At 70.3% G+C, this 12,120-nt stretch carries 10 protein-coding genes; 7 read left to right on the top strand and 3 right to left on the bottom strand.

The genetic code is table 11. The features are described from left to right. Entirely contained in the window at positions 1-582 is a 582-nt protein-coding gene (locus QSK36_RS38075) for a helix-turn-helix domain-containing protein (protein ID WP_285785725.1), read from the bottom strand. Positions 583-776: 194 nt separating this feature from the next. Between QSK36_RS38075 and QSK36_RS38070 the strand changes: the two genes are divergently transcribed. After that, a complete protein-coding gene (locus tag QSK36_RS38070) occupies positions 777-3,317 on the top strand; it encodes a glycoside hydrolase family 9 protein (protein ID WP_285785724.1) in 2,541 nt (846 codons plus the stop codon). Positions 3,318-3,383: 66 nt separating this feature from the next. Here QSK36_RS38070 and QSK36_RS38065 read toward each other — a convergent pair whose 3' ends face one another. Together QSK36_RS38065 and QSK36_RS38060 are read right to left on the bottom strand one after the other, a co-directional pair. Further along, a complete protein-coding gene (locus QSK36_RS38065) occupies positions 3,384-4,097 on the bottom strand; it encodes a type 1 glutamine amidotransferase (RefSeq protein ID WP_285785723.1) in 714 nt (237 codons plus the stop codon). 97 nt (positions 4,098-4,194) lie between these two features. After that, positions 4,195-4,953: an SDR family oxidoreductase gene (locus tag QSK36_RS38060; protein WP_285785722.1), complete on the bottom strand. Its 759-nt coding sequence runs from the start codon at positions 4,951-4,953 to the stop codon at positions 4,195-4,197. Between the two features lie 69 nt (positions 4,954-5,022). Between QSK36_RS38060 and QSK36_RS38055 the strand changes: the two genes are divergently transcribed. From QSK36_RS38055 to QSK36_RS38030, 6 genes are all read left to right on the top strand, one after another. Further along, positions 5,023-5,598 carry a TetR/AcrR family transcriptional regulator gene (locus tag QSK36_RS38055; protein ID WP_285785721.1) on the top strand — a complete coding sequence of 192 codons (576 nt, stop codon included), beginning with the start codon at positions 5,023-5,025 and terminating at the stop codon, positions 5,596-5,598. A gap of 10 nt (positions 5,599-5,608) precedes the next feature. Further along, positions 5,609-6,250 (top strand): B3/B4 domain-containing protein, encoded by a 642-nt coding sequence (locus QSK36_RS38050; RefSeq protein ID WP_285785720.1) that lies wholly within the window; start codon positions 5,609-5,611, stop codon positions 6,248-6,250. Between the two features lie 196 nt (positions 6,251-6,446). Further along, complete coding sequence (locus QSK36_RS38045; protein WP_285785719.1) at positions 6,447-10,124, top strand: multifunctional oxoglutarate decarboxylase/oxoglutarate dehydrogenase thiamine pyrophosphate-binding subunit/dihydrolipoyllysine-residue succinyltransferase subunit; 3,678 nt, start codon at positions 6,447-6,449, stop codon at positions 10,122-10,124. An 83-nt stretch (positions 10,125-10,207) separates the two neighbouring features. Next, positions 10,208-10,381, top strand: a complete 174-nt coding sequence (locus QSK36_RS38040) for a DUF6104 family protein (protein ID WP_167530605.1) — start codon at positions 10,208-10,210, stop codon at positions 10,379-10,381. A 171-nt stretch (positions 10,382-10,552) separates the two neighbouring features. After that, entirely contained in the window at positions 10,553-11,374 is an 822-nt protein-coding gene (locus tag QSK36_RS38035) for a DUF4097 family beta strand repeat-containing protein (RefSeq protein WP_285785718.1), read from the top strand. After that, positions 11,371-12,111: a helix-turn-helix transcriptional regulator gene (locus QSK36_RS38030; RefSeq protein WP_183540818.1), complete on the top strand. Its 741-nt coding sequence runs from the start codon at positions 11,371-11,373 to the stop codon at positions 12,109-12,111. Before QSK36_RS38035 ends, QSK36_RS38030 begins: the two co-directional genes overlap by 4 nt. Positions 12,112-12,120 lie beyond the last annotated feature (9 nt).

The following is a 12,120-nucleotide window of genomic DNA, read 5'->3' as shown; positions in this document are numbered from 1 at the left end:
TCACCCATGACCGGCCGCCGGGTCGCGGCGCGGATGGGCCGCCAGCAGGACCGCGACCGTTCGCGCGTCCGGGTCGTCCCGATCCCGCTCGGCGGCCTCTAGGAGCATGGCCGACACCCGCTCGTAGAGGGACGCCACCGTCGCCGCCGACAGCCGTACCACCAGGTCGGACATGCCGGCGGCCTCGACCCACGCCTCGCTCCACAGGTCGCGCTCGCGCTCGAAGTTCTCGACGTCGGCGGTGAGCTTCTCGAGCTGGCGCCGCCGCAGGAACGCCGCGGCCTCCCGGCCCTCGGCGGTCGCGGCCATCTCCACGTCGCTCCAGGAGGTGAAGCGGTGGATCGCCCGCCACCGCCGCTCGCGCTGGTCGCGCTGGCCGGGATCGGCCTCCACGAAGCCATACCTGGCGAGCTGGCGCAGGTGATAGCTGGTGGAGCCGGAGCTCTCGCCGAGGCGCCCGGCCAGCTCGGTCGCGGTCGCCGGGCCATTCGTGCGCAGCTCCCCCAGCAGCCGCACCCGCAGCGGGTGGGCGACCGCCTTCAGCGTGCGGGGATCGTGGACGTGGAAGACCTCGTGATCCATGCGGCCGACACTAACATCGCAAAGATAGCTTTGCAAAAGTCCCTTTGCGGAAATGAAAGTTTCAGCCGCACCCCCTCGCAATGCCCGGTCAGGCGCGTCTCGCCGCCGGGATCGTTGACGCCCGCAGAAACCCGAAGGAAACATGCGAGTCGCGCACCGCTTTGGGAGCGCTCCCACTCCCCCCGAGGACCACTGTGCTCAGACGAATCGGCATCCTCGCTGTGGCGGCACTGGCCACGGCCTGCCTGACCGGCGCACCTCCCGCCACGGCGGAGGAGGGCCCGGAACAGATCCCCAACGGCACGTTCGACACCACCACCGACCCGTGGTGGCACACCGCGAACCTGAACTTCGAGCTGTCGGACGGCCGGCTCTGCTCCGACGTCCCCGCGGGCACGACCAACCCCTGGGACGCGATCGTCGGCGTCAACGACATCCCGCTGGTGAAGGACGAGACCTACGCGTTCAGCTTCTTCGCCACCGCGGACCCCGGGAAGGTCGCCAGGGCGTACGTCCAGCTCCCGACCGACCCCTACACGCAGTACGTGTCGGCCGCCCCCGAGCTGAGCGTCTCGGGCAACACCTACAGCTACACGTTCACCTCGCCGGTCGACCTGCCCAACGCGCAGGTCGTCTTCCAGATCGGCGGCAGCGCGACGGCGTGGCGGTTCTGCGTGGACAACGTCTCGCTCAAGGGCGGCGCGCCGCCGGAGGTCTACACGCCCGACACCGGCCCCCGGGTCCGCGTGAACCAGGTGGCCTACCTGCCCAAGGGCCCCAAGAACGCCACCCTGGTCACCGACGCCACCGAGGCGCTGCCGTGGCAGCTCAAGGACTCCGCCGGGACCGTGGTCGCGCACGGCACGACCACCCCGCGCGGCGACGACGCCAGCTCCGGGCAGAACGTCCACTCGATCGACTTCGGCGCGTACAAGAAGGCCGGGACCGGCTACACGCTGACCGCCGACGGCGAGACCAGCCGGCCGTTCGACATCAAGCCCGACGCGTACGCCGCCCTCAAGCTCGACGCGCTGAAGTTCTACTACACGCAGCGCAGCGGGATCGCGATCGACGACGCCCTGCGTCCCGGCTACGGCCGGCCCGCCGGTCACGTGGGCGTCGCCCCCAACCAGGGCGACACGAACGTCCCGTGCCAGCCGGGCGTCTGCGACTACTCCCTCGACGTGTCCGGCGGCTGGTACGACGCGGGCGACCACGGCAAGTACGTGGTCAACGGCGGCATCTCGGTCGCCCAGCTCATGAGCGAGTTCGAGCGCACCAAGAACGCCGCGACGGCCAAGCCGATCGGCAGCCTGAACATCCCCGAGAGCGGCGACGCCGTTCCCGACGTGCTCGACGAGGCCCGCTGGGAGCAGGAGTTCCTGCTGAAGATGCAGCGGTCCGACGGCATGGTCCACCACAAGATCCACGACGAGAACTGGACCGGCCTGCCGCTGCTGCCCCACCAGGACGCGCAGAAGCGCGAGCTGCACCCGGTCTCCACGGCCGCCACGCTCAACCTCGCCGCGACCGCCGCCCAGGCGGCCCGGATCTTCGCGCCTTACGACGCCGCGTTCGCGGCCAAGAACCTGGCGGCGGCCAAGAAGGCGTGGACGGCGGCCAAGGCGAACCCGAACGTGCTCGCCTCCCCCTCCGACGGCACCGGCGGCGGCACCTACGACGACGCCAACGTCAGCGACGAGTTCTACTGGGCCGCGGCCGAGCTCTACATCACCACCGGTGACAAGGAGTACAAGGACTTCGTCCTCGCCTCGCCGCACCACACGGCCGACCTGTGGGGCAAGGGCGGCTCGTTCGACTGGGGCAACGTGGCCGCGCTCGGCCGCCTCGACCTGGCGACCGTGCCCAACGACCTGCCCGGCCGTGACGCCGTACGCCAGTCGATCGTCGACGGCGCGGAGCGCTACCTCGGCATCGTCGAGGCCCACCCGTACGGCCTCCCGTACGACCCGGGCGACTACGTCTGGGGCTCCAACAGCGCGGTCCTCAACAACACGGTCGTCCTCGGCGCGGCCTACGACATCACCGGCACGGTGAAGTACCGCGACGCCGCCCTCGAGGCCATCGACTACCTGCTGGGCCGCAACGCCCTCAACCAGTCGTACGTGACCGGCTACGGCGAGGTGGCGTCGAAGAACGAGCACAGCCGCTGGTACGCCCACCAGCTGGACACCTCGCTGCCGAACCCGCCGCACGGCACGCTCGCGGGCGGCGCGAACTCCGGCATCCAGGACCCGGTGGCCCAGGCGAAGCTGAAGGGCTGCAAGCCGCAGTTCTGCTACATCGACGACATCAACTCGTACGCCACGAACGAGGAGGCCATCAACTGGAACTCCGCGTTGTCGTGGGTGTCGGCGTTCGTCGCCGACCAGGGCGACGGCACGGTCAAGGCCCCGGGCGCGTGCAAGGTCACCTACACCACGCACGGCACGTGGCCGACGGGCTTCACCACCCAGATCACCCTCAAGAACACCGGCACGAAGGCGATCGACGGCTGGTCGCTGAAGTGGTCGTTCCTGGGTGGCCAGAAGATCGCCACTAGCTGGAGCGCCAAGTTCTCGCAGGATGCGGCGACCGTGACCGCGGCGAACGAGACGTGGAACAAGACCATCAAGCCGGGCCAGTCGGTCACCTTCGGCTTCAACGGTCAGACCGCGCCGGGGGCCAACCCGACGCCCGACCTGTTCACGCTGAACGGCGCCGCCTGCGCCTGACCCGATCCGCACCCGGATCTGAAAGACCCCGGCCGCCGCCCCAGCAGGGGCGGCGGCCGGTTCCACTCAACCCCGGTCCTTGACCAAGGCGGCGAAGCGGGAGGCCACCTCACCCCAGGCGGCCCGCGAAAGCGGATCGTCGGTCACGGCGGCGGCGTACAGCTCGTCGAGGTCGAGACCCCGCCTGCGGGTGTGCTCGACGTCCCACCGCCGGATGCGTTCGGGCCCGACCTCGGGGTGGAACTGCACGCCCCAGGCGCGGTCGCCCAGCCGGAAGGCCTGGTAGGGGCAGCGTTCGGTCTCGGCGAGCCAGACCGCGTCCGGCGGCAGGGCCGTGATGGCGTCGATGTGGTTCTCGATCGCCGGGACGGCGGCGGGCAGCCCGCCGAAGACCGGGTCGTCCGCCGCCTCGGCCCTCATGGTGACGGACGTGCTGCCGTGCTCGGGCGCCCCGGCGTCGCCCTGGACCTTCCCGCCGCCGACCGAGGCCAGCATCTGCCCGCCCAGGCAGATGCCGAAGAACGGCGCCGACCGGGCGAGGGCCTGCTCGACGAGGGCACGGGCGGACGGCAGCCAGGGCGCCTTGTCGTCGTCGTCCGGCAGGTAACCGCCGCCGAGCACGATCAGGCCGTCGTGCTCCAGCCGCGGAGGGAGGGCGGACCCGTCGAAGGCGGTGACCACGTCGACGGCGACCCCGGCGGCGTCCAGCCATTCTCCGAACCGTCCAGGACCCCCGTTCGCTCCGTTCTGTACGGCGAGCACACGTGGTGTTTCCGGCATGAGGCGGGACTCTACCGCCCCCGCCCGGCCTGCGATCGCGGCCGTCCGCCGCACGATGGACGTGGAACCGTGGCCGCTCCGCCATCGCCTCCCGGGGTCACAGGTCGCTGCCGCCGGTGGCGTCGACCGTGGTGCCGGTGACCCAGCGGGCGTCGTCGGAGGCGAGGAAGGCCACCACTCCGGCCACATCCCGCGGTGTCCCCACCCGGCCCAGCGCCGCCCGGCCGGCCGACGCCGCCCAGGCCGCCTCGTCGCCGCGCAGCCAGTCCGCGTTCGTGTCGGTGTCGACGATGCCCGGCGCCACGTTGTTGACGGTGATTCCCCGCGGTCCTAGGTGCTTGGCCAGCGCCAGCGTGAAGGTCTCCAGCGCACCCTTGGTCATCGCGTACGCGATCGCCTCGGGGAACGCGATCCTGGTCACTCCCGACGTGACAGTCACGATCCGCCCGCCGTCGGGGATGCGCGGCAGCGCCCGCCGTGTGATGAAGAAGGCCGCCCGCGTGTTGACGGCGAACCCCCTGTCATAGAGCTCCGGCGTCACCTCCTCGATCGATCCCCGCACGGTGATCCCCGTGTTGTTGACGAGGATGTCGATCGGCGCTTGCGCCCCCAGCTCCCGGTCCAGCCCCGCGAACAGCTCGTCCACATCGCCCGGCGCACCCAGCTCGGCCCTGACCGCGAAGGCCCGGCCGCCCCGGGCCTCGATCGCCGCCACCGTGTGCTTGGCCGCGGCCTCGTCCCTGGCGTAGTTCACCGCCACCAGCGCCCCGTCTGCCGCCAGCCGTTCGGCGATTCCGCGTCCGATCCCCCTGCTCGCACCCGTCACCAGCGCCGTCTTGCCGTCCAACGCGGTCATGTCCGTCCCCTTTCTGTAGTGGCCGCTACAAAATAGCACGACTTGTAGCGATCGCTATAGAATCGGCGCATGGGAAGGACCAGGGCGTTCGACCGGGACGTCGCGCTGGAACGGGCACTCGAGGAGTTCTGGCGGCACGGCTACGAGGCGACCTCGGTCTCCGGCCTGACCGCGGCGATGGGAATCAACCCGCCCAGTCTCTACGCCGCCTTCGGGGACAAGCGCCGGCTGTTCGGCGAGGCCGTGCGCCGCTACCAGGAGACCCACGGCGCGTTCAGCTCCCGCGCCCTGGCCGGGGAGCCGACCGCGCGGGCCGCCGTCGAGCGCCTGCTCCACGAGGCGGCGGAGGTCTACACCGACCCGGCGCACCCACCCGGCTGCATGATCATCTCGGCCGGGATCAACACGAGCGACGCCGGTGTGATCGAGGAGCTGCGCGGGCACCGCGAGGCGGGCAGGGCGGCGATCCGCCGCCGGATCGAGCGGGACGTCGAGGCCGGCCTCCTTCCGCCGGAGACCGACGCCCCCGCGCTCGCGACGTTCTTCGCCGCCGTCATCCAGGGCATGTCCACCCAGGCCAGGGATGGCGCGACCCGGGCCGACCTCGACGCGGTGGCGACGCTGGCGCTGCGCGCCTGGCCATAAAGTGAGTGGCGTGATCGACGACATCTGGGTGGACGACGCCGTCACGGCGCTGCGTCCGGACTTCGCCGTCCTGGTGGTCTGCGCGTACGGCCTGCGCAACGGGCCGTCCGACGACCGTTCGCGGGCCTGGCTCGCCGACGCGGCGGTTCACGCCGTGCCGCTGGACGACGAGAGGATCGAGGCCTGGCGGGCGGCCTACCGCGCCTTCGGCGCCAAGCCCCAGCGCACCCGGCCGTCGGTCGACGCACTGGTCCGCCGGATGCCGCTCCCCGAGATCAACCTGGTGGTGGACGCCTACAACAGCGTGTCCGTACGGCACGGCCTGCCGATCGGCGGCGAGGACCTGCGCCGCTACCAGGGCACCGCCCGGCTGGTGCGGGCCGCGGGTGACGAGCCTTCGGAGGAGGCGCTGGGCGACCCGGAGATCGGCGAGGTGGTGTGGCGCGACGACGCGGGCGTCACCTGCCGGCGGTGGAACTGGCGGCAGTGCGTCAGGACGAGGATCACCGAGGAGACGGTGGACGCGCTCTTCCTCCTGGAGCGCCTCGAACCGCTCTCTCTGGACGCGTTGCGTGCCGCGGGCGACGACCTCGCGGGTATGCTGTCCGATATAGCTCCCAATATCCGGATCGAGTCGCGGCTCATCGGCTGACCAGTCGATGTAACCAGAGGGTAAGGGGCACCTCACCACCCAGACGGGCTATCCGCGCGTGACCTGTTTTATCGATCCTGGGAGGATGGGCCGGGACCTGCGACCCGCCGGGGCGCACGTCGGTGTGCGAGGCGAGTAGCCTTGGACAGGTTCACCAAACATCAACGCCGATCTGCGGAAGAGGGCGATTTCCGCCGTGTCGTCTGAGTCGTCGCGGACAAACCCGCTGGCAAGCTTTGGACAAAATGAGTGGCTTGTCGACGAGTTGTACCAAAAGTATCTCGAAGATCCCGAGTCTGTTGACCAGGCCTGGTGGCACTTCTTCGCTGACTACAACGGGACGGCCAAGCCCGCTCCGTCCAAGTCCGCAGGCGCCGCGAACGGCGCGACCGCGACGGCTGCCCCCGAGGCTCCCGCCCCGGTGAGCCCGGCCCCGCAGGCGGCGCCCCCGCAGCCCAAGCCGCAGGCGAAGCCCGAGGCCAAGGCGCCCGCCAAGCAGCAGGCCCCGGCCGGCGCCGTCGAGGAGAAGCTGCGCGGCGCCGCCGCGCGCACCGCCGCCAACATGGAGGCCTCGCTCGTCGTTCCCACGGCCACGAGCGTGCGCGCGGTCCCCGCGAAGCTGCTGATCGACAACCGCATCGTCATCAACAACCACCTGTCCCGCGGCCGCGGCGGCAAGATCTCCTTCACCCACGTCATCGGTTACGCGATCGTCCAGGCACTCAAGTCGATGCCTGAGATGAACCACTCGTACGGCGAGGTGGACGGCAAGCCGGTCCTCGTCAAGCCGGAGCACGTCGGGGTCGGCCTCGCGATCGACGTGCAGAAGAGCGACGGCTCCCGCCAGCTGCTCGTGCCCTCGATCAAGCGGGCCGAGACCATGGACTTCCGCCAGTTCTGGGTGGCGTACGAGGAGATCGTGCGCAAGGCCCGGGCGGGCAAGCTCGGCGTGGAGGACTTCCAGAACACGACGATCTCCCTGACGAACCCCGGCACGATCGGCACGGTCCACTCGGTGCCGCGGCTGATGCCCGGCCAGGGCACGATCATCGGCGTCGGCGCGATGGAATACCCGGCGGAATACCAGGGCGCCTCGGAGGAGACGCTGTCCCGCCTGGCCATCAGCAAGGTGATGACGCTCACCTCCACCTACGACCACCGGATCATCCAGGGCGCCCAGTCGGGCGACTTCCTGCGCCGCATCCACCAGCTCCTGCTCGGCGCCGACGACTTCTACGACGAGATCTTCGAGTCGCTGCGCATCCCGTACGAGCCGGTTCGCTGGGTCAAGGACATCTCGGCCACCCACGACGACGACGTGGCCAAGTCGGCGCGCGTGCTGGAGCTCATCCACGCCTACCGGGTCCGCGGCCACCTCATGGCCGACACCGACCCGCTGGAGTACCGCCAGCGCAAGCACCCCGACCTCGACATCCAGTCGCACGGCCTGACGCTGTGGGACCTGGAGCGCGAGTTCCCGACGGGCGGCTTCGGCGGCAAGCCGCTGATGAAGCTGCGCGACATCCTCGGCGTGCTTCGTGACTCGTACTGCCGCACGATCGGCATCGAGTACATGCACATCCAGAACCCCGAGGAGCGGGCCTGGATCCAGGCGCGGGTGGAGCAGCCGCACGCCAAGCCCGACCGCGAGGAGCAGCTGAACATCCTGCGCCGGCTCAACACGGCCGAGGCGTTCGAGACCTTCCTGCAGACCAAGTACGTCGGCCAGAAGCGGTTCTCGCTGGAGGGCGGCGAGTCGCTGATCCCGCTGCTCGACTCGGTGATCAGCTCCGCGGCGGCCGAGCGCCTCGACGAGGTCGTCATCGGCATGGCCCACCGTGGCCGGCTCAACGTGCTCGCCAACATCGTGGGCAAGTCGTACGCCCAGGTGTTCGGCGAGTTCGAGGGCAACATCGACCCGCGCAGCGCGCACGGCTCCGGCGACGTGAAGTACCACCTCGGCGCGAGCGGCGACTTCGTGGCGCCGGACGGCAACAAGATCAGCACGTCGGTGGTGGCCAACCCCTCGCACCTGGAGGCCGTCGACCCGGTCCTGGAGGGCGTGGTCCGGGCCAAGCAGGACCTGCTGGAGCGCGGCGAGGAGGGCTTCACCGTCCTGCCCGTGCTCGTCCACGGCGACGCGGCGTTCGCCGGCCAGGGCGTGGTCGCCGAGACCCTGCACCTGTCCCAGCTGCGCGGCTACCGCACCGGTGGCACCGTCCACATCGTGGTGAACAACCAGGTCGGCTTCACCACCTCGCCCGCCTCCTCGCGGTCGAGCGTGTACGCCACCGACGTCGCGCGCATGATCCAGGCGCCGATCTTCCACGTGAACGGCGACGACCCCGAGGCGGTCGTGCGGGTCGGCCGGCTGGCCTACGAATACCGCCAGACGTTCCTCAAGGACGTCGTCATCGACCTGATCTGCTACCGGCGGCGTGGCCACAACGAGACCGACAACCCGGCGTTCACGCAGCCGCTGATGTACGACCTCATCGACGCCAAGCGCTCGACCCGCAAGCTGTACACCGAGGCCCTCATCGGCCGCGGCGACATCACGGTCGAGGAGGCCGAGCAGGCCCTGCGCGACTACCAGGAGCAGCTCGAACGGGCCTTCACCGAGACCCGGGAGGCCACCAGGCAGCCGCTCCAGCCGGGCGCGGTCGTGCGGCCCGAGCCCGACGAGGTGATCCCGTGGTCGCACGAGGACACCAAGACGGCGATCTCGGAGGAGGTCGTCAAGCGGGTCATCGACACCCAGCTCAACCTGCCCGAGGGCTTCACCGTCCACCCGCGTCTCGCGCCGGTGATCCAGCGCCGCGGCGCGATGATCTCCGAGGACGCGATCGACTGGGCGACCGGCGAGTTGCTCGCCTTCGGCTCGCTCCTCATCGACGACCACCCGGTCCGCCTGGTCGGTCAGGACTCCCGCCGCGGCACCTTCGGCCAGCGTCACGCCGTGCTGGTCGACCGGGTCAGCGGCGAGGAGTACACCCCTCTCAAGACGTTCAACCACGACACCACGAAGTTCTACGTGTACGACTCGCTGCTCAGCGAGTTCGCCGCGATGGGCTTCGAGTACGGCTACAGCGTGGTCCGCCCGGACGCCCTGGTCGCCTGGGAGGCGCAGTTCGGCGACTTCGCCAACGGCGCCCAGTCGATCATCGACGAGTTCATCTCGTCGGGCGAGCAGAAGTGGGGCCAGCGCTCCTCGGTCGTGCTGCTGCTGCCGCACGGCTACGAGGGCCAGGGCCCGGACCACTCCTCCGGCCGCATCGAGCGCTACCTGCAGCTGTGCGCGCAGGACAACATGACGGTGGCGCAGCCGAGCACCCCGGCGAACTACTTCCACCTGCTGCGCTGGCAGGTGCTGTCGGAGCGGCGCAAGCCTCTCGTCATCTTCACGCCCAAGTCGCTGCTGCGGCTCAAGGCGGCGGCCTCGGCCACCTCGGAGTTCACCTCCGGCGCCTTCCGCCCGGTCATCGGCGACCCGGCGGTGGACCCGTCGGCGGTCCGCAAGATCGTGGTCTGCTCGGGCAGGATCTACTACGACCTGCTCGCGCGGCGCGAGAAGGACGGCAGGAAGGACGTGGCGCTGGTGCGCCTGGAGCGCATCTACCCGTTCCCGGAGAACCCGCTCAAGGCCGAGCTGGCCCGCTACGGCGCGGACGCGGAGCTGCTCTGGGCGCAGGACGAGCCCGTCAACATGGGCCCGTGGCCGTACCTCAGCTTGAAGATGGTGGAGAAGCCCGACCTGCTCGGGGGCCGCACCTTCCGCCGGGTCTCGCGTACGCCGAACTCCTCGCCGGCCGTCGGCTCGCACGCCAAGCACGACGAGGAACTGCACGGCATCCTGGGCGAGATCTTCGACTGAACGAGGATTCCGCACCACTGAGGAGGTCCCCCACGCCCGTGGGGGACCTCTCTCCATGATCAGGACATTCACTGGAGCGAGGTATGTACTTCACCGACAGGGGGATCGAGGAGCTCGTCGAGCGTCGCGGCGAGGAGGAGGTCAGCGTGGGCTGGCTCGCGGAGCGGCTGCGCGAGTTCGTGGACCTCAACCCCGAGTTCGAGGTGCCCGTCGAGCGGCTGGCCACCTGGCTCGCGCGCCTGGACGAGGACGACTGACGAGGACGCCCGAGGAGGACGGCTCAGGGCGAGACTCGGATCCTGGGCAGACGCGGCAAACGCGATACATCTTGACTTCGCGCGGACGAGATATATCTTGTTTGTGGACGGTTCGTCCGCGCGGATGCCGACCCGCGCGGGCGCAGGACTTCGCGTGGAAGGGTCTGAGCGATGCCCCAATGGACGATCGACTCTCCTGGACGGCTCACGTTCGGAGAGGTCACCGCGCTCAATGTGCGCGTCGTGGCCGGCCGGCTGGCCGTGCTGGCCAGTGACGGCCCGCCGACCCTCGAAGTGACGGAGGTGGACGGCTCGCCGCTGGTGGTGACCCACGACGACGACGGCCGCCTGACCGTCGCGTACAAGGACCTGACATGGGACGGGATCCTGGGGTGGTTACGCCCGGGCCCGCGCAGGACCACGCTGACGCTGACCGTGCCGAAGACGTGCCCCGTGCAGGCCGGGGTCGTCTCCGCCTCCGCCGTCGTGGCGGGCATGGAGGGGATCACCGGTGTGAAGGGCGTGTCGGGGGAAATCGTCCTCGACGGCGTCAGCGGCGAGGTGCAGGCCGAGACGGTCTCGGGCTCGGTGGAGAGCCGCGGACTGGCCGGTGACCTGTCCTTCTCCAGCGTCTCCGGCGACCTCACCGTGGCCGCGGGCCGGCCGCGGCGGCTGCGCGCGAACACGGTGTCCGGCCGCGTCACCGCCGACCTCGAACTGGAGCCCACCGGTCACGTCACGCTGAACAGCATGTCGGGCGCGGTCGTCGTACGGCTCCCGCACGACGTGGACACCGATGTGTCCGTTCACTCGACCTCAGGCAGGATCGAGTCGACCTTCCCCGAGTTGTACGTCGCCTCGACCCCGGGGGCCCGTTCGCTCAGCGGCCGGCTGGGCGGCGGCATGGCGTCCCTCTCGGCGACCACGGTGTCCGGCGCCGTCACCCTGCTCAGCGGCCAGCCCGCCGGCAGGCGAGAAGAGGAGAGAGCATGAGTCCTGTGTTCGGGCACGGCCGGTTGCGGCTGTACCTGCTGAAGCTGCTGGAGGAGAGCCCGCGGCACGGCTACGAGGTCATCCGGCTCCTGCAGGACCGTTTCCTCGGCGTCTACTCCCCCTCCCCCGGCACGATCTACCCCCGGCTGGCCCGGCTGGAGGACGAGGGCCTGGTCACCCACGAGGTCGTGGACGGCAAGAAGGTCTTCACGCTGACCGACAAGGGGCGGGCCGAGCTGAACGACCGGATGGACGAGCTGGCCGACCTGGAGCAGGAGATCACCGCCTCGGTCCAGGACATCGCGCGCGAGGTGAAGGAGGACGTGCGGCAGACCGTGCGTTCCCTGCGCGAGGAGCTCACCCAGATGGCCAGGGAAGTGGGCCACGACAACCGTGACCTGCGGCGTGAGCAGAAGGAGGAGTGGCGGCGGCAGCGCGACCGCGCCAGGGAGGAGTGGCGCAGGCAGAAGGAGGAGTGGCGTCACCACAAGCGCCAGTGGCAGGAGGAGAGCGAGCGCTGGCAGCACGAGTGGCGCCGGATCTGGGAGGAGTCCTGGGGGTTCGGCGGTGGCCGGCAGGGCGGTCACGACGCCGCGCTCAGCCGGATGCTGGCCGACTTCGTCGCCGACGTCCACCGGTCCTCCGGCGCGGGCGTGCCTGACGAACGGGCTCTGGCCGAGTGCCGGGCCGCCCTCGACGAGGCCGCCGAGCGCATCCGCCGGGCACTGCATCCCTGACCGGCACTT

Source organism: Microbispora sp. NBRC 16548, assembly GCF_030268985.1.
GTDB classification, from domain to species: Bacteria; Actinomycetota; Actinomycetes; order Streptosporangiales; family Streptosporangiaceae; genus Microbispora; species Microbispora catharanthi.
The sequence above is the reverse complement of the archived record's forward strand: the minus strand, read 5'-3'. Positions and strand labels throughout refer to the sequence as shown.

Bases quoted from the DNA above. Each gene is read 5' to 3' on its own strand.
- QSK36_RS38075 (WP_285785725.1), bottom strand. From the start codon at position 582: ATGGATCACGAGGTCTTCCACGTCCACGATCCCCGCACGCTGAAGGCG.
- QSK36_RS38065 (WP_285785723.1), bottom strand. From the start codon at position 4,097: ATGCCGGAAACACCACGTGTGCTCGCCGTACAGAACGGAGCGAACGGG.
- QSK36_RS38060 (WP_285785722.1), bottom strand. From the start codon at position 4,953: ATGACCGCGTTGGACGGCAAGACGGCGCTGGTGACGGGTGCGAGCAGG.
- QSK36_RS38055 (WP_285785721.1), top strand. From the start codon at position 5,023: ATGGGAAGGACCAGGGCGTTCGACCGGGACGTCGCGCTGGAACGGGCA.
- QSK36_RS38040 (WP_167530605.1), top strand. From the start codon at position 10,208: ATGTACTTCACCGACAGGGGGATCGAGGAGCTCGTCGAGCGTCGCGGC.
- QSK36_RS38035 (WP_285785718.1), top strand. From the start codon at position 10,553: ATGCCCCAATGGACGATCGACTCTCCTGGACGGCTCACGTTCGGAGAG.
- QSK36_RS38030 (WP_183540818.1), top strand. From the start codon at position 11,371: ATGAGTCCTGTGTTCGGGCACGGCCGGTTGCGGCTGTACCTGCTGAAG.